Below are 17628 nucleotides of genomic sequence, written 5' to 3'. Positions count from 1 at the left end.
GGAACAATGGCTGACTATATCATTGTTGGCGCCGGTCCGGCCGGCTGCGTGCTGGCCAACCGGCTGAGCGAGGATCCTTCCCATTCCGTGCTGCTTTTGGAAGCCGGCGGCAAGGATTGGCATCCGCTGATCCACATGCCGGCGGGTTTCGCCAAGATGACCAAGGGCATCGCCTCCTGGGGCTGGTCGACCGTGCCGCAGAAGAACATGAAGGATCGCGTCTTCTGGTACACCCAGGCCAAGGTGGTGGGCGGCGGCTCGTCGATCAACGCCCAGATCTACACGCGCGGCAATGCCCGCGACTATGACGCCTGGGAGAAGGAAGAAGGGCTCGCCGGCTGGGGCTATCGCGACGTGCTTCCCTATTTCAAGCGCGCCGAGAACAACCAGCGCTTCGCCAACGATTTCCATGGCGACCAAGGCCCGCTCGGCGTCTCCAACCCGATCTCGCCGCTGCCGATCTGCGAGGCCTATTTCCGCGCCGGCCAGGAGATGGGCATGCCCTTCAACCCGGATTTCAACGGCGCTGCCCAAGAGGGCGTCGGTTACTACCAGCTCACCCAGAAGGACGCGCGGCGCTCCTCCGCTTCTGTCGCCTATCTGAAGCCGATCCGCGCTCGCAAGAATCTGACGGTCAGGACCGACGTGCTCGTCACCCGCGTCGTCATCGAGAAGGGCCGCGCCAGCGGCGTCGAGATCGTCGACAAGCCGGGCGGCGAGAAGACCATATTGCGCGCCGAACGCGAGGTAATCGTCTCCTCCGGGTCCATCGGCTCGCCGAAGCTCCTGATGCAGTCCGGCATCGGACCGGCCGATCACCTGAAGTCGGTCGGCGTGACCCCTGTCCACGACCTGCCGGGCGTCGGCTCCAACATGCAGGACCATCTCGACCTGTTCGTGATCGCCGAATGCACCGGCGACCACACCTATGACAACTACGCCAAGCTGCACCGCACGCTATGGGCGGGTCTGCAATATCTGCTTTTGAAGAAGGGGCCGGTGGCCTCCAGCCTCTTCGAGACCGGTGGCTTCTGGTATGCCGACCCGACCGCCGCCTCGCCCGACATCCAGTTTCATCTCGGCCTCGGCTCCGGCATCGAGGCCGGCGTCGAGAAGCTGAAGAACCCCGGCGTGACGCTCAACTCCGCCTTCCTGCGGCCGCGCTCGCGCGGCACGGTGCGGCTGAAGAGCGCCGATCCGGCCGACCACCCGCTGATCGACCCGAACTACTGGTCCGATCCGTACGACCGCGACATGTCGATCAAGGGCCTGCGGCTGGCGCGCGAGATCATGCGCCAGAAGGCGCTTGCCCCCTACGTGCTGCGCGAAGTGCTGCCCGGCCCTGCCCTGCAAAGCGACGCCGACCTCTTCGACTATGCCTGCCGAACCTCGAAGACCGACCACCATCCGGTCGGCACCTGCCGCATGGGTCATGATGAAATGGCGGTGGTCTCGCCAGATCTCAGGCTGCGTGGCATAGAAGGCCTGCGAGTCTGCGACGCCTCGGTGATGCCGCGTGTCCCCTCCTCCAATACCAATGCGCCGACGATCATGGTCGGCGAAAAGGGCGCCGACCTGATCCTTGGCCGCGAGCCGCTGCCGCCGGCCGTGTTCAAGGGCAACCGGGCGGCCTGAAGGAAGAACGATGATCCGCCACTGCGTCCTTGTCCGCTTCCGCGACGACGTCCCCGCCGCCGAGCGCGCCGCGATCCATGCCGATCTCGAAGCGCTGCGCTCCGTCATCGACGGCATGGGCGGCGTACATTTCAGCGCCAATGTCAGCCCGGAGCCCTTCGCGCGCGGCCTCACGCATGGTTTCACCATCGATTTCCGCGATGCCGCTGCCCGCGACGCCTATCTGCTCCACGAAGCGCACCAGCGTGCCGGCGCTCGCCTGGTTGCCGCGCTCGACGGCGGCACCGACGGGCTGCTGGTCTTCGACCTCGAGTTTACGGAAATGTGACCGCTGGTTGACCGAAAACCGGCAAACGACCGTTCTCTTTTGCACCGCATGGAACATATCGTCCCCTGGGGGTGCAAAGGAGAAACGCCTTGAGCCTCACCGCAGAGCAGAAGAAGACCGTCGTCGCATCTTTTCTGGGCTGGACACTGGACGCTTTTGATTTCTTCCTTCTGACATTCCTGCTCGTCGATATTGCCGCTGAATTCAAGACCGACGTCCCGGCGGTCTCCAAAGCTCTGTTCCTGACGCTCGCGACGCGCTTCATCGGTGCGTTCGTCTTCGGCATGCTTGCCGACAAATATGGGCGCAAGCCCATGCTGATGCTGAACATCGTCAGCTATTCGGTGATCGGCGCGCTCGCCGCTTTCGCGCCCAATCTCGGCATATTCCTGGCCCTACGCGCCTTGTTCGGGATCGCCATGGGCGGCGAATGGGGGCTGGGCAGTTCGCTTGCCATGGAGTCCATTCCGCCGAGCGCCCGCGGCATGGTCTCCGGCATCCTGCAATGCGGTTATCCGGCCGGCTATTTGCTGGCGGCGGTGGTGTACGGGCTGCTCTACGGACAGAAGATCGGCGACTTCACCATCGGCTGGCGCGCCATGTTCCTGCTCAGCTTCGTGCCGGCGCTGATCGTGCTCTTCATCCGCTCGCATGTGCCGGAATCGCCGGCTTTCGTCGAAGGCCGCGCCCAGGTGCGGCCGGGCCTCCTCGAAACGCTGCGGAGGCATTGGGGCATCGCGCTCTATGCGGTGGTGCTGATGATGTTCTTCAATTTCTTCAGCCACGGCACGCAGGATCTCTACCCGACCTTCCTGAGGAAGGAGCATGGCTTTGATCCGCACACGGTGAGTTGGATCACCATCGTCGCCAATATCGGCGCCATTGCCGGCGGCCTGGCATTCGGCGCCCTGTCGGAGAAGATTGGCCGCATCAACGCCATCACGCTCGCCTGCGTGATCGCTTTGCCGGCAATTCCGCTCTGGGCCTATACGACGACGCCTTTCATGCTGGCGATCGGCGCCTTTGTCATGCAGGTGGCGGTGCAAGGCGCCTGGGGCGTCATCCCGGTACATCTCAACGAACTGTCGCCCGGTTCGGTACGCGCGACCCTGCCCGGCTTCATTTATCAGGCCGGCAACCTCGCCGCGTCCTATGGCGGTCCCTATCAGGCAGGTATCGCCGAGGCGCCCGGAAGCAGCTACGGCCATGCGCTGGCGCTGTTTGCCGGCGTGGTCGCCGTCTGCATCATCGTCGTCATCCGCTTCAGCCCCGAGAAGCGCGGCGAGGTGATGACCGTGTTCGGTTGACGAGAAACCGTTACAGGGCTTTTCCAGGAATTGCTCTAACCCAGCCTGAGAGCGACGACGCCCGCGACGATGCCGAGCGCGGCCGCGGCGCGCCAGGCCGTCATCTTCTCGCCCAGCGCCAGCACCGAGATCACCATGGCGAACAGGATCGAGGTCTCGCGCAGCGACGCGACCGAGGCGATCGGCGCCTTGGTCATCGCCCACATCACGATCCAGTAGGCGGCGCCGCTGAGCACGCCGGTGAAAAGACCCGCCTTCCAGTCGCGCGCCAGCACAGGCAGCGACTGCGGCCCGCGAAAGGCGACGCACAACACCAAGGCCCAGAGCGCGTCACAGACGAACAGCCAGGCCGCATAGCTTTGCGCGGTCGCCGCAAGCCGCGCCCCGCTGCCGTCGGAGAGCGTGTAGCTGGCGATGAAGATCGAGGTGCCGAGCGCGAGACTGACCGCGCGAGGATTGAACCGCTCGAGATGCATGCCGCCACGAAACGACATCACCAGCGTGCCGGCCGACAGAAGCACGATGCCGAAGATGGCGAGCGGCGCCGGCACCTCTCCAAGCAGGACGATGCCGCCGAGCGCGGACAAGAGCGGCGCCGTGCCGCGCGCCAGCGGATAAGTCTGCGCGAAATCGCCGGCCTTGTAGGCGCCGATCAGGAAGGTCCGGTAGCCCATGTGGAAGAACACCGACGCCAGAATGAATGGCCATACTTCGGCCCTCGGCACCTCGACGAAAGGGAGCGCCAACAGCGCCGCGAACCCCATGCCGAGCGTCATCAGCGTGATCGACAGGAAGCGGTCGAGATGCACCTTGACCAGCGCGTTCCAGATCGCATGCATGGCAGCCGCCGTGAGCACCGCGAGGAAAACGAACAGCGTCATGCGCGGTTCACCTGCCCGCCAGGCCCGAGGCAATGCCTGGCGTCTCCAGATCGATATCGACCCGCAGCGGGAAATGGTCGGAAGCGACCTCGCCGATGTCGGCGCTCACCCTACGCACCCGCTCGGCCAGCATGCCGCCGACGAAGCAATGGTCGAGCCGGCGCTTCGCCAGCCTGCCGTCGATGATCTTTTCATGCGTGTGGAAATCCGGCACCGGCTCGCTGGCGACAGCGGCGGCATCGACGAACCCGTCGATATAGGCCGCCCCGCGGTGATAAGGCGTGCCGCCGACTATGCGTCGGTACTCGGTGCTTCCCGGTTCCATGTTGAAATCGCCGAGCCAGATCGCGGCCAGCGGGCTTTCAGGCTCCGGCTCGCCATTGCTCCAGTTGCGCTGCGCCTCATCGTCGGCGCCGCTCCACGGACCACCGTCGGATGGCGCGCGCCGATGCTCGCCAAGCAGATAGTCGATCTGTTCCAGCCGCTCCTCCGCAGCGATATGCGCAAGGTGCAGCGAAAAGAACCGCACCGGTCCCGCCGGCGTGCGGATCATGCATTCCAGTGCGGCATTGCGGGTATTGAGCGGCCTCAGCGTGCGGCGCAGCGGCAACGCGTGCAGTCGCGACCAGACGATCGGCAGCTTCGACAGCACCATCGTGCCGAACTGGCGCCTGCGGTTCACGACACGGCCGTCGCGCCTTTCGCTGGCATCCATGTCGAATGCCGGACCATAGACCCAATGATAGTCGGGCAGCAGCCGCGAGAGCATTTCCGGCTGATCTTCGCCATTGCTGCGCTGCCAGTGCCGCTCCACTTCCTGCAAGGCTATGATGTCGGCTCCGTCAATCAGCTTCGCGCAGCGCGTGAGATCGTAGCGCCCGTCGGTGCCATAGCCGTACTGGATGTTGTAGCTGATCAGCTTCATTGATGAACCGGCTTAATATATGGCCACGCCAGTAGCGTCTCGGCGATGGCGTGGCAATGGACCGCGACGACGCTCGGGATGGTCCAGCCAGTACCCCGAGCCGCCCCTTAATAAGTGGTCAGCGGCTGGAACCGTCCCGCCGGCGACGCGGCCAGCTCGGCCCAGTCGATCTCTTCTTCCAGCCGGTGATAGGCCTCGTCGCCGATCGTGCCGTTACGCCGCAGCTCCTCGAGCGTGTCGCGCTGACGGTTGATGGCATAGAGGCGCAGCCGGTCGTATTCGGTCGCAGCCTGGGCGTCCTCCGGATTTTCCGCGATCAAGCGCTGAGCCTCGTACTGCTCGCGCACTACCGCCGCGGCGGCCGTCGTCTTGCGGCTCAGCACGTCGAGCGCGGCCTGCATGATGGCGACACGCGCCTGCGCCACCTCGCGATCCACCGTCGTATCCCGCTCGAAATTGAGCCGGCGCAGCAAAGGCTTCAGGCTGACGCCTTGCAGCACCAGCGTGCCGAGCACGACCGCGAAGGCGGCAAGCACGATCGGGTCGCGGCCGGGAAAGCCGGCCGGCAAGGCAATAGCCGCGACCAGCGTCACCAGCCCGCGCATGCCGCACCAGCCGACGAGCACCGCGCCGCGAAACGTCGGCGCATCCCGCCTTTGCTCCTCGCTGTCGAAGCGGGCAAATCGTCTCATGATGGCGACATAGGCCAGCACCCAGACGAGACGCGCCACGATAACGGCGGCGAGCACGGTTGCGGCGAAGAGGAAAGCGTCGCCCTGCCCGTCGCCGGAGAGCCGGCCGACAATCGACCGTGCCTGCAGGCCCATCAGCACGAAAGCCAGCACGTTGAGCACGAACACCGCCGACTCCCAGACCGAATAGGTGCTGACGCGGCGTCTCGCCGTCATGCGGCGTGGGCCGGTGCGTGCGATGGTGATGGCATAGACGACGATGGTGATGATGGCGGAGAGGCCGATCCTGTCGGCGATGATCCAGACGGCGAACGTTCCGGCGAACTGCACCACGGTGCTGCTTGCCGCATCCTCGATGCGCGTCAGCGCCAACAGCGAGATGCGGCCGAACAGATAGCCGGCGGCAACGCTGCCAATCGTCGACAAGAGAACCACAGGCACTGCGTCCCTCAGCATGACCGAGCCGATGGCGGCCGAAACCGCGATCCGGTAGATCAGCAGCGCCGTGGCGTCGTTGAGCAGGCTCTCGCCCTGCAGGATGGCGGTGAGCCGGTGCGGCACCTTGAACTGATTGAGCACGGCGCTCGCCGCCACGGCGTCCGGTGGGGCGACGATGGCGCCGAGCGCGATCGCCGCCGCGATCGGCAGGCCGGCCATCTTCCAGCCGACGAAGGCGACGACCACGGTGGTGAAGACGACGGCGCCGAGCGCCAAGAGCACCAGCGACAGCCGGTAGCGCTTGAGATCGCGCAGCGACGTGTCATAGGCGGCATCGAGAAGCACCGGCGCGATGAACAGCGCCAGCGCCAATTCCGGGTCGATCTCGATCATCGGAGCGCCGGGCAGGAAGGCGAGCCCCGCCCCGGCCAGGGCCAGAAGCGAGGGATAAGGCACCTCCAGCCAGCGTGACAGCGCCGTCAGCACGACGGCAATCAGCAGCAGGATCAAGGTGACTTCGAACAGCGCCATGGCTTATCGTAGCGATGGAACCAGGCGTTTGGCACTGCAAAAGTGAATGGTGAATGGTGAATGGTGAATGGTGAATGGTGAATGGTGAATGGGCGTCATCATAAGAATTCGAGCACGTAAAGTGCTCTCTTCGCCGATTGCCATTCACCATTGACCATTCACTCTTTCCCTAATGCAACACCAGCATGTCGCCCGACGAGAAGGAGATGTCCGCCTTCTCGCCGACGACGGGGGGCGGCGTCGCGGAGTTGTTGAAGGTGTCGAGCGACACCGTGTTGCCGCCGATGCCGACGCGCACCCGGATCACCGAGCCGAGGAAATGCACTTCGGCTATCTCGCCCGACAGGCTGGTGTCGTGGCCCGGCTGCCGGCCCAGCGAGATCGCTTCCGGCCGCAGCGCAAGCGACAGCGTGTCGCCGGACTTCGAGCCGTTCAGTTTGCCCTTGAGCGAGACCTCCTGCGTGTTCACCTGAACCCTGCCCGAGGCGGCGTCGGTGACCTTGCCTTCCAGCACGTTCAGCGTGCCGACGAAATTGGCGACGAATTTGGTCGCCGGCCGGTTGTAGATCTCGAACGGCGTGCCGACCTGCTCGGCCTTGCCGCCATACATGACGGCGATGCGGTCCGAGATCGACAGTGCCTCTTCCTGGTCGTGCGTCACGAAGATGGTGGTGATGCCGAGCTTCTTCTGGATCGAGCGGATTTCCTCGCGCAGCGAAATGCGCACCTTGGCGTCGAGCGCCGACAGCGGCTCGTCTAGCAGAAGCAGCTTGGGCTTCGGGGCGATCGCCCGCGCCAACGCAATGCGTTGCTGCTGGCCGCCGGAGAGCTGATAAGGATAGCGGTCGCCCATCTGCGGCAGCTTGATGATGTCGAGCATCTCGGCGACGCGCTTGTCGGCATCGGCCTTCGGCATGCCGGCCACCTTCAGGCCGAAGGCAATGTTCTGCGCCACCGTCAGATTCGGGAACAGCGCATAGGCCTGGAACACCATGCCGACATTGCGTTGATTTGGCTTCAGCCTGGTGATGTCCTTGCCGCCGACGACGATCTTGCCGGCCGACGGTTCCTCGAAGCCGGCGACCATGCGCAGCACCGTCGTCTTGCCGCAGCCGGACGGGCCGAGGAAAGAGACGAATTCTCCGCTTTCGACATCGAGATTGAAGTCTTCGACCACCGTCGTGGCGCCGAAGGATTTTCGCACGTGCTGGATGGAGAGGAACGGCTCAGCCATGGCTTTGACTTTCAGTTCGGGCGATTCGCCGATTTCGGCGCGAAACGCGAAAGGATCTGGATCAGCGACATGCAGCCCCAGGTGATGGCGAAAGCGATAATGGCGAGCGCCGCCGGCTCATAGGCGCGGTTGGCGCCGATATTCTGCAGATACGGGCCGAAGGCCGGCCGGTTGAGCAGGCTCGCCATCGTGAATTCGCCGATGACGATGGCGAAGGTCAGAAAGGCCCCGGAAAGCACAGCGATCAGCACATTTGGCAGGATCACCCGAGTGATGATCGTGGACCAGCCCGCCCCGAGGATCTGCGCCGCTTCCGTCAGCGTGCGCACGTCGATGGTGCGAAGGCCTGTATCCACCGCCCGGTACATATAAGGCAGCGACAACGTCGCATAGCCGATCACCAGCAGAGCGTTGGTGGCCGTGTCGTTTGCCAGGAACGGCAGCGGCGAATTCGAGCCGTACATCCTGATATAGCCGAACACGATGACGATTGCCGGGATGACCAGCGGCAGCAACGTGATGAACTCGACGAGCGGCCTGATCTGCGGCAGGCGCAGCCGGATCCAATAGGCCGCCGGCACCACCACCAGCACGCCGAGGATGATGGTGAATATGGCGGCAACCACGGAATACATGAATGTCGCCTGGAAGCGGGCGTCGCCCAGCACGATCTGGTAGGCGTCGAAGGAATAGGCGCCGCGACGCATGCGCATGGAAAATTCCACGGTCGCGATCAGCGGAATGAAGAAATAGGCCGCGCCAAGGATGAAAACGACCCAGGCCCAGAAGCGTCCGGTCTTCATTTCAGCCACCTCTCCGAGCGCGTCCGGAACCAGATGTAGAAGACATTGGCGAGGCCGGTGATGACGATCATCCCGAAGGCGATCGCATAGCCGAGATGTGCATTGTGAAGAACGTCGCCGCGTATCTGCGCGTAGAGCAGGATGGGCACGATATTGAGCGACGAGCCGGTCAGCGCGTAAGCAGTGGCGATCGCTCCGAAAGCATTGGCGAAGAGCAGGATGACGGTGCCGAGGAAGCTCGGCCAGATCACCGGGATGACCACCATGCGCCAATATTGGGCGGTGGTCGCGCCAAGCGTCGCGGCCGCCTCGCCCCATTCCTTCTTCAGCCCGTCGATCGCCGGCACGATGATCACCACCATCAATGGGATCTGAAAATAGACGTAGGTCAGCGTCAGGCCCCAGAACGACAGGATGTTGAAGCCATGCGCGTAGATGTTGAGCGCGAACAAGGTGTTCAGGATCACCGTGGCGAGACCGAGACGGCCGAGCGTGGCGAGGAAGGCAAAGGCCAGGGGGACGCCGGCGAAATTGGAGGCCACCCCGGAAAAGGTGAGTGTGGCCGACCTGATCCAGTTGGGTAGGCCGCCGCGCACGATTGCGACGGCGATGGCGAGGCCGGCAAACGCTCCGATCAGCGCCGAAGCCAGGCTGACCTTGATCGAGATCCAGTAGGCGGCAACGATATTTGGCTCCGACAGAGCGATAAGATTTTCAAGCGTGAACTCGCCCGCCTCGTTCTGGAACGCGCCCAGCATCAGGTAGAGCGTAGGCAGGATCAGGAACATGACGGCGAAGATGAAGAAGGGCGCAACGCCGATCCATTGCGTCGGCAGCCGCAACGCGCGCGCCTCGCTGGGCGGCGCGGTCTTTCCCGCGATGGCTTGATTGGAGAGCGAGAGGTCGGTCATGCGCCGGCTACCGTCTTCGAAGGGTTCCGGGCGGCCTCGAGGCCGCCCGGACATTTCTACAACTTACTTGACGTTGGCGCCAACAACGGCGTCCCAGTTCTTGGTGATCGCTTCCTTCGCCTTGCCCTGCTCGTCGAGCGTCGGGAAGACGGCCGACGCGTAAGCTTCAGCCGGCGGCAGCTTGGCCATCACGTCGGCTGGCAGCTTGCCGTTCTTGGCGAGGTCGTTGAAGCGGATCGGATGGCAATAGCCCTTCAGCCAGCCGATCTGGCCCTCGTCGGAGTAGAGGTACTCGAGCCAGAGCTTGGCGGCGTTCGGATGCGGCGCGAAGGCGCTGATCGCCTGCACGTAGACGCCGGCGACGACGCCGGTCTTCGGCACGACGACATCCACCGGCGGGTTGCCCTTCAGCGTGTCGCGGCCGGCAAGCGCATTGTAGTCCCAGGTGACCAGGATCGGAGTCTGGCCCTGGGCCAGCGTCGCCGGCTTGCCGATGACCGGCACGAAATTGCCGGCGGCGTTGAGCTTCTTGAAGAAATCGAGGCCGGCGGTGCCGGCAGCATCGCCCGCGGCCGCGCCGCCGGAAAGGCCGGCGGCGTAGACCGCTTGGATGGCCTGGTTCGAGGCACGCGGATCACCGGCGAGCGCGACGGTGTTGGCATAGTCCGACTTCAAAAGGTCGGCCCAGTCAGCCGGCGCTTCCTTCACGAGATCCTTGTTCACCAGGAAGGACAGCACGCCGTAATAGTCGCCGGTCCAGTAGCCTTCGGCATCCTTGGCGCTGTCCGGGATCGAATCCCAGGTCGACACTTTGTAAGCCTGGATCAGGCCGTCCTTCTTTGCGGACGGGCCGAACGACAGGCCGACGTCGATGACGTCGGGCGCCTGCGGGCCTTTGTTGTCCTTGTTGGCCTTGATCGCCTCGACCTCGTCGCCCGAACCGGCGTCGGGGTTGAGCTCATTGATCTTGATGTCCGGATACTTAGCCTTGAAAGCGTCGATGACCGCTCCGTAGCCGCACCAGTCATGCGGCAGCGCGATGACCGTGAGTTCGCCCTCCGCCTTGGCCGCCTTGGCGAGATCGTCCAGCGAAGCCGCGGACGAAATCACCGTCGACGCGAAGAGCGCCGCGGCCGAAAGGGAAAGCACTTTCCCCGTGAATTTCAACATTTGTTCTCTCCGTTGAACTGACGCCATTGGACGCCTGCGATGCGGTATCGTTTTCGTGTGACAGCCAGATGAAACCTTTGTGAAACCGGCACCCCGCAGTACGAAAAAGTAAACTCTTTTTAACCGGTTGTAGCAATCGCCTCGCGACTCTTTTTCCGGCTAACCATTATCCGACTTGTCCCTTGCCCTGTTCCCCTTCCTTTCCCCTCGTTTCCAGATCAACTTTCACCGTCGGTACCCGCTTCACACCGACCCGGCGATGGCATTATCGAGCAGCGTCAGCGCCGCCTTCTTGGTGAGCTTGACGGGATTGCCGCCGGCGGTCGGATCGACCACCGCCATGTCGGCGATCAACGCCTTGCGCTTCTTGTCCATGTCGAGGCCCTTGATCAGGCCGGGCAGCGCGTGCGGCACCTTGAGTTCCTTGCGCAGCTTGATGATCGCCTTGGCGAAACCGTCGAAACCGCCCTTGATGCCGCAATAGGCGGCGAGCCGCGCAATGCGGTCCTCGATCGCCTCGCGGTTGAAGGCGAGCACATAGGGCATGAACACGGCGTTGGTCATGCCGTGGTGGGTGTCGTAGAGCGCGCCGATCGGATGCGACAGCGAGTGGATGGCCCCCAGCCCCTTTTGGAAGGCGGCCGCGCCCATCGCCGCGGCGCTCATCATATGGGCGCGGGCGACTAGATCCTTGCCGTTGGCGAAGGCCTTGGGCAGATTCTCGAACACCAGGCGGATGCCTTCCACCGCGATGCCGTCGGCCATCGGATGATAGCCCGGCGCGCAATAGGCTTCGAGGCAGTGGGCGAGCGCATCCATGCCGGTGCCGGCGGTGATGAAGGGCGGCATGCCGACCGACAGTTCCGGATCGGCAATCACGATCGCCGGCAAAAGTTTCGGATGGAAGATGACCTTCTTGGTGTGGGTCGCCTCATTGGTGATGACGCCCGCGCGCCCCACCTCGGACCCGGTGCCCGCCGTGGTCGGCACCGCGATGATCGACGCGATCGCGTCGGAATTGGCTCTGGTCCACCAGTCGCCGATGTCCTCGAAATCCCACACCGGGCGCGTCTGTCCGGCCTGGAAGGCGATCAGCTTGCCGAGGTCGAGCGCCGAGCCGCCGCCGAAGGCGATGACGCCGTCATGCTTGCCCTTCTTGAACACCGCGATGCCTGCGGTGAGGTTGGACTCGACCGGATTCGGCTTCACCTCGGAAAACACGCCATAGGGGACCTTGGCGTCGTCGAGAATCTTCAGCGTGGAGGCGACGACCGGAAGTTTCGCCAGGCCAGGATCGGTGACGAAAAGCGGCCGCTTGATGCCGGCCGCCGTCAGCGCATCCGGCAGTTCCCTGATGCGGCCGGCGCCGAAGCGGACGGTGGTGGGGTAGTTCCATTTGGAGATCAGCTTGGACATGGATTGTCTTTCGAAAATCAGATCGCTTCACGCAGGTGGTAGGATTTCGGCCGGGTCAGATTGTCGTAGCCGATGGCCGAGAGCGCGGCGCCCTTGCCGGTGTCCTTGACGCCGGTCCAGACCAGCGCCGGATCGAGATAGTCGCAGCGGTTCATGAACACGGTGCCGGTCTCGACACGGTCGCCGATCGCCACCGCGCGCTCGGTGTCGCGCGTCCAGATCGAAGCCGTCAGCCCATAGGGGCTGTCGTTCATCAGCGCGATCGCCTCCTCGTCGTCGCGCACCTTCATGATGCCGACGATCGGCCCGAAACTTTCCTCGCGCATGACGCTCATCTGGTGGTCGACATTGGTCAGCACTTCCGGCGCCAGATAGGGCGAGCCCGCTCTGTCGTTCTCGACCTTCATGTTGATGTGCGCCCTGGCGCCCTTGCGCAGCGCCTCGGCCTTCTGCTCGCGGATCAGGTCGGCGAAGCGCGCCTGCGCCATCGGCCCCATCGTGGTGGCCTGCTCCAGCGGATTGCCGACGACATAGTTCTTGGTCTCGGCGATGAAGCCCTCGACGAACTCGTCATAGACCTTCTCGTGCACATAGACGCGCTCGATGCCACAGCAGCACTGGCCGGAATTGTAGAAGGCGCCGTCGACCAGATTGGCGACCGCATGGTCCATCTTGGCGTCGGGCAGCACATAGGCGGGGTCCTTGCCGCCGAGCTCGAGGCCGAGCGTCATGAAGGTGCCGGCCGCAGCCTTCTCGATGGCGCGGCCGCCGCCGACCGAACCGGTGAAGTTGACATGGTCGATCTTACCGGAGCCGAGCAGCCTCTCGGTCCGGCTGTGGTTCATGACCAGATTCTGGAACAGGCCCTTGGGCAGGCCCACCTTGTCGAAGGCCTGTTGGAAGCGCTCGCCGACCAGCAGCGTCTGCGCCGCATGCTTGAGGATAACGGCGCTACCGGCCATCAGTGCGGGTACGATGGTGTTGACCGCTGTGAGATAGGGATAGTTCCACGGCGCGATCACCAGCACGACGCCGAGCGGCACCTTCTTCACATAGCGGCGGAAGCCCTCCTTCGGATTGGAGGCCATGACCGGCTTCAACGCAGCTTCCGCGATCTCGACCATGTAGTTGGTGCGTTCCTTGACGCCGCCGAACTCGCCGCCATAGCGCACCGGCCGTCCCATCTGCCAGGCGATCTCCGGCACGATCTCGTCGGTCATCGCAACCAGTGCCTCAAGCATCGCCAGCATGTATTTGCCGCGCTCGACGACCGGCATCTCGGCCCACTTTTCCTGCGCCGCCTTGGCGCGCTCGACCGCTGCGTTGATCGCTTGGTCGCTCGCGACCGGCCGCTCGGCATAGATCGAGCCGTCGATGGGGGATTTGAGTTTTACGGTTTCCAATTAAACGTCTCCGGTTGTGTCTTAGCAGGCGATCGCGCGAACGTGGCCTTGGGCGGCATAAGCCAGAATGGCCCGGTCTCGCGTTATGATTGTCAGATCGCGCTCCCGCGCAGTGGCGATGAGTATCCGGTCGACGGGATCGTTGTGCACGGCGCCCGGAAGATGGGACGCAGCAACAAGAATGCGCGCAGTGACGCCTTCCACTGTAACGGCCGCCGCCTCGACGAACTCTTCGAACCAGCGCTCCGGAGTCCTGATGGAGGGCAGCCTGCCTTTCGAGACCAGCATTCCGATTTCCCACGCTGACATGACCGAGACAGCGATCGCACCGGTATTTTTTCGTGCGCGGTTCACCGCTTCAATCGCCGTTCTCGTGACCGGCTGCCGCGCCGACGACCAAAGCACGAAGCATGTATCAAGCAGCAACCCGTCATCTGTCATACACTTTGCCCCAGTCGGGATCCGCGGGGGCGGTGTAGTCAATATCGGGAAGCAGTTTCAGCGTTCCGGCCATGCACCCAAACAAAGGGTCTGCACCCGGAGGCGGCACGATATAGTCTTCGTTCGCGTCAGTATCGTTGAAATCCATATGCCCCTCCGCGAAACCCGGCCTGCTTTCCTGCGCGGCGCGAGGCTTGGCGTCCACCGGGGCGCCTGAGGAACCCAGATGGACCAATATCTCGCTCACCGGCTGATCGAAAATTTCAGCAATCTTGCGTATCTCATCGACTTGCATACGCCGTTCGCCGCTGAGGGTTCGCGACAGCGCGCTGTAGTGCATGCCCATACGGCCGGCCATGCTGCGCACCGTCAGATTGCGCTCCTTCATCTTGTTCACGAACCATGCCTTGTCGACACCATCTCTGCCTTCCGACAACGTCGCCTCCATGTTGCGGTACTATAATCGCAACATATTGCGAAAATAGCAACATCGTCAATATCGCTCGAAGCCTCGGTGCAGTTCCCAATCCGTGATGCGGCGGTCGTATTCGAACTGCTCCCAGCGGGCGGTGTGCACGTAGTGCTCGACCACGTCCTCGCCGAAGGCCTGCTTCAGCATAGCGGAGGTCGCCAGCGTCTCGGTGGCGTCCCGCAGCGTCTTCGGGATTTCGGGCAGTTGCGAGGCTTGATAGGCATCGCCGACGAACGGCTTCTGCAGTTCCAGCTTCTCGTCGATGCCGGCAAGGCCGGACGCGATCAGCGCCGCGAAGGCGAGATAGGGATTGAGGTCGGCGCCGCCGATGCGGCACTCCATGCGGATGCCCTTGGTGCCCTCGCCGCAGAGGCGGAAGCCCGCGGTGCGGTTGTCCTCGCTCCACATGATCTTGGTCGGCGCGAAGGTACCTGCCTGGAAGCGCTTGTAGGAATTGATGTAGGGCGCAAGGAACCAGGTGAGCTCCTTGGCGTATTTGAGCTGGCCGGCCGCCCATTGCTGTCCGAGGCTCGACAGCGTCCATTCCGCGCTTTTGTCGAAGAACAGCGGCGTCTTGCCGTCGTCGCTCCACAGCGAATTGTGGATGTGGCTGGAATTGCCGGCCAGTCCGTAATTGTACTTGGCCATGAAGGAAATGGCCTTGCCTTCGGAATCGGCGATCTCCTTGGCGCCGTTCTTCAGGATGACGTGGCGGTCGGCCATCTCGAGCGCCTCGGCATAGCGCACATTGATCTCTTCCTGGCCCGGGCCCCACTCGCCCTTGGAATTCTCGATCGGGATGCCGGCCGCCTCCATCTCGTTGCGAAGCCGGCGCATGACGCCTTCTTCCTTGGTGGTGACGCCGATCTGGTAGTCGCCGATATAGGGCGAAGCGGAATCGAGGCCCTGCCAGTGCTTCTTGCGGGCCGAATCGTAGGTCTCGTTGAACAGGTAGAATTCGAGCTCGGAGGCGAAGTAGCCGATATAGCCGCGCTCCTTGAGACGCTTGACCTGTTTCTTCAGGATGGCGCGCGGCGAGTGAGCGAGGTCGTCATGGTTATGGTGGTCGAGCACGTCGCAGATGACCAGCGCCGTCTTTTCCAGCCAGGGGATGCGCCGCAGCGTCGAAAGGTCGGGCTTCATGACGAAGTCGCCATAGCCCTTCGACCAGCTCGCCGCCTTGTATCCGGGCACCGGCTCCATATCGATGTCGCAGGCCAGCAGATAATTGCAGCCATGCGTCTCGCCATGCGCTGAATCGACGAAATACTGGGCCAGGAAGCGCTTTCCCGCCAGCCGGCCCTGCATGTCGACGATGCAGGCCAGCACGGTGTCGATCTCGCCCTTCGAGACCGCTTCCTTCAACTGATCGAACGAGAAATTCCCGGCCATTCCTTTGGCGCTCCAACACTTGTCGATTGAAAGGGAGGAACCATGGCCGGCACGATGCCGGCCATGGCCATGACACTGATATCAGTGGCCGGTTTCGCCGACCGCCTGCTCCGCCGCCTTGATCGCTGCCTGGCGCGCCGCGATGATGTCGCCCAGCGGCGGGCCCTGGAAGCGGTTACGCTCGAAGGCGAACCAGACGATCGCCGTCAGGATGAAGAAGCCGACGGTGATGTAGAGCGCCCAGTCGTTCGGCGGCTGGACACCGATGACGAAGATCAGGATCATCGACACGATCGACAGGAAGCCAAAGAGCATGAACAGGCCGCGGCCCATGTTCCACGGCCCCATCTTGTCCCATTTCGGCGTTCCCCAGGCCAGCATGCCGAGCACGATCGGTACGATGAAGGAGAGGAACAGGAAGATGACGGTGCAGGACACAACGATCGTGTAGGCCGAAGTGCCGGCGACCGAAACCACCGACGAGCCCCAGACGAACAGCACCGACAGGATCGAGGCCGTCCAGATCGCCGCCACGGGGGTGCGGTGGGTCGGGCTCACCTTGGCGAGCGCCGACGAGCCCGGCAGGCCGCCGTCACGCGAGAAGGCGAAGATCATGCGCGAGGCCGACGTGACGGTGGCGAGGCCGCACAAGAGCTGCGCGAGGAAGACGATGAGGTAGATGAACTCCTTGACGCCGGGGCTGACGCGCTGGTCGAAGGCCCAGAAGAACACGTTCCAGCCCTGCTTGGCCGCGTCGTCCATGTTCGGGATCATCAGCACGAAGGCAACCAGGAACAGATAGCCGAACAGCGTCGACCAGATGACCGACATCACCATCGCGCGCGGCACCGACGAGGCCGCCTTGATGGTTTCCTCCGAGGTATGCGCCGAGGCGTCGTAGCCGGTGATCGTGTAGATCGGCAGCAGCAGACCGAGCGCGAACACCCAGGCGTTCGACACCGATGGCCACACACCTGCGCCGGCGTCGCCGGAGTAGTTGTGGAAGGTGAAGAGACGGCTGAAATCCCAGGTCTCGGCGGAGAGCAGGCAGACGATCGCAATCAGGATCGAGCCGAAGAAGATGAGGTAGCCCGAGAAGTCGGTGAGCTTCGCCGTCAGCTTGATGCCGAGGTGGTTGATCAGCGCCTGGGCGCCGGTGATGATGACCAGGAAGATCATCTGGTTGGTCAGCGTGCCCTCGATCCCGAGCGCAGGCCCGAAGGCGCCGAGGAAGAATGTCCAGGTGCCGACATTGATGGCGCCGAGCACGGTGATCAGGCCGAGCAGGTTGAGCCAGGCCGTCACCCAGCCGGTGCCGCGATTGCCGAGGATCGAGCCCCAGTGATAGAGGCCGCCGGCCGTCGGATAGGCCGAGCTGATCTGCGACATGGCGACCGCGAAGGTGAGCGAGATGAAGCAGCCGACCAGCCAGCCGATGCCGATGCCGATGCCGCCGGCGCCCGACGTTGCCTGCGCCAGCGAATTGATGCCGCCGGACAGGATGCAGATGATCGAGAAGGAAACCGCGAAATTCGAGAAGCGGCTGAGGCGCCGCTCCAGTTCCTGGGCGTAGCCCATGTTGTGGAGGACCTTCATGTCCTCCGCTTTGTCGACTTCGGTATAGTCGTTTGTTGTCATTTGGAAGTCCC

Annotated in this window: 16 protein-coding genes; 3 read left to right on the top strand and 13 right to left on the bottom strand. The window is 63.5% G+C overall.

The genetic code is table 11. From position 1 onward, the window contains the following. The first annotated feature begins 6 nt into the window (after positions 1 to 6). From QAZ47_RS11465 to QAZ47_RS11455, 3 genes are all read left to right on the top strand, one after another. Positions 7 to 1635, top strand: a complete 1629-nt coding sequence (locus tag QAZ47_RS11465; protein ID WP_278206862.1) for a choline dehydrogenase — start codon at positions 7 to 9, stop codon at positions 1633 to 1635. 10 nt (positions 1636 to 1645) lie between these two features. Continuing rightward, positions 1646 to 1963 carry a Dabb family protein gene (locus QAZ47_RS11460; protein WP_278206861.1) on the top strand — a complete coding sequence of 106 codons (318 nt, stop codon included), beginning with the start codon at positions 1646 to 1648 and terminating at the stop codon, positions 1961 to 1963. Positions 1964 to 2052: 89 nt separating this feature from the next. Continuing rightward, on the top strand, positions 2053 to 3270 hold the full coding sequence (locus tag QAZ47_RS11455) for an MFS transporter (RefSeq protein ID WP_278206860.1): 1218 nt from the start codon (positions 2053 to 2055) through the stop codon (positions 3268 to 3270). A 35-nt stretch (positions 3271 to 3305) separates the two neighbouring features. On the opposite strand, the gene QAZ47_RS11450 is transcribed toward QAZ47_RS11455, so the two are convergent. The 13 genes from QAZ47_RS11450 to QAZ47_RS11390 all read right to left on the bottom strand — a co-directional run bounded on the left by QAZ47_RS11450 (position 3306) and on the right by QAZ47_RS11390 (position 17617). Further along, complete coding sequence (locus QAZ47_RS11450; RefSeq protein ID WP_278206859.1) at positions 3306 to 4151, bottom strand: EamA family transporter; 846 nt, start codon at positions 4149 to 4151, stop codon at positions 3306 to 3308. A gap of 7 nt (positions 4152 to 4158) precedes the next feature. Continuing rightward, entirely contained in the window at positions 4159 to 5076 is a 918-nt protein-coding gene (locus tag QAZ47_RS11445) for an endonuclease/exonuclease/phosphatase family protein (protein ID WP_278206858.1), read from the bottom strand. 107 nt (positions 5077 to 5183) lie between these two features. After that, positions 5184 to 6737: a sodium:proton antiporter gene (locus tag QAZ47_RS11440; RefSeq protein ID WP_278206857.1), complete on the bottom strand. Its 1554-nt coding sequence runs from the start codon at positions 6735 to 6737 to the stop codon at positions 5184 to 5186. Between the two features lie 169 nt (positions 6738 to 6906). Further along, positions 6907 to 7971: an ABC transporter ATP-binding protein gene (locus QAZ47_RS11435; RefSeq protein WP_278074578.1), complete on the bottom strand. Its 1065-nt coding sequence runs from the start codon at positions 7969 to 7971 to the stop codon at positions 6907 to 6909. Between the two features lie 11 nt (positions 7972 to 7982). Next, a complete protein-coding gene (locus QAZ47_RS11430; protein WP_278206856.1) occupies positions 7983 to 8774 on the bottom strand; it encodes an ABC transporter permease in 792 nt (263 codons plus the stop codon). After that, positions 8771 to 9685, bottom strand: coding sequence for an ABC transporter permease subunit (locus QAZ47_RS11425; protein WP_278206855.1), 915 nt, complete (start codon positions 9683 to 9685; stop codon positions 8771 to 8773). The genes QAZ47_RS11430 and QAZ47_RS11425 overlap by 4 nt, the downstream gene beginning before the upstream one ends. 63 nt (positions 9686 to 9748) lie before the next feature. Further along, positions 9749 to 10855, bottom strand: a complete 1107-nt coding sequence (locus tag QAZ47_RS11420) for an ABC transporter substrate-binding protein (protein ID WP_278206854.1) — start codon at positions 10853 to 10855, stop codon at positions 9749 to 9751. Positions 10856 to 11098: 243 nt separating this feature from the next. Beyond that, the gene (locus QAZ47_RS11415) at positions 11099 to 12271 is read right to left on the bottom strand and encodes an iron-containing alcohol dehydrogenase (RefSeq protein ID WP_278233297.1); all 1173 of its coding nucleotides are present in this window, start codon (positions 12269 to 12271) and stop codon (positions 11099 to 11101) included. Positions 12272 to 12288: 17 nt separating this feature from the next. Continuing rightward, complete coding sequence (locus QAZ47_RS11410; protein ID WP_278233296.1) at positions 12289 to 13674, bottom strand: aldehyde dehydrogenase family protein; 1386 nt, start codon at positions 13672 to 13674, stop codon at positions 12289 to 12291. A 21-nt stretch (positions 13675 to 13695) separates the two neighbouring features. Beyond that, positions 13696 to 14115, bottom strand: coding sequence for a type II toxin-antitoxin system VapC family toxin (locus QAZ47_RS11405; protein WP_278233295.1), 420 nt, complete (start codon positions 14113 to 14115; stop codon positions 13696 to 13698). Then, positions 14105 to 14551: a helix-turn-helix transcriptional regulator gene (locus QAZ47_RS11400; RefSeq protein WP_278233294.1), complete on the bottom strand. Its 447-nt coding sequence runs from the start codon at positions 14549 to 14551 to the stop codon at positions 14105 to 14107. Before QAZ47_RS11400 ends, QAZ47_RS11405 begins: the two co-directional genes overlap by 11 nt. Positions 14552 to 14608: 57 nt before the next feature. Next, positions 14609 to 15979, bottom strand: coding sequence for a glutamine synthetase family protein (locus QAZ47_RS11395; RefSeq protein ID WP_278233293.1), 1371 nt, complete (start codon positions 15977 to 15979; stop codon positions 14609 to 14611). An 81-nt stretch (positions 15980 to 16060) separates the two neighbouring features. After that, positions 16061 to 17617 (bottom strand): amino acid permease, encoded by a 1557-nt coding sequence (locus QAZ47_RS11390; RefSeq protein ID WP_278233292.1) that lies wholly within the window; start codon positions 17615 to 17617, stop codon positions 16061 to 16063. Positions 17618 to 17628: the final 11 nt, after the last annotated feature.

The sequence above is a fragment of the Mesorhizobium sp. WSM4904 genome (genome assembly GCF_029674545.1).
In the GTDB taxonomy this organism is placed as follows: domain Bacteria; phylum Pseudomonadota; class Alphaproteobacteria; order Rhizobiales; family Rhizobiaceae; genus Mesorhizobium.
Note: the sequence above shows the minus strand (reverse complement) of the source record. Positions and strands in the feature narration are given on the sequence as shown.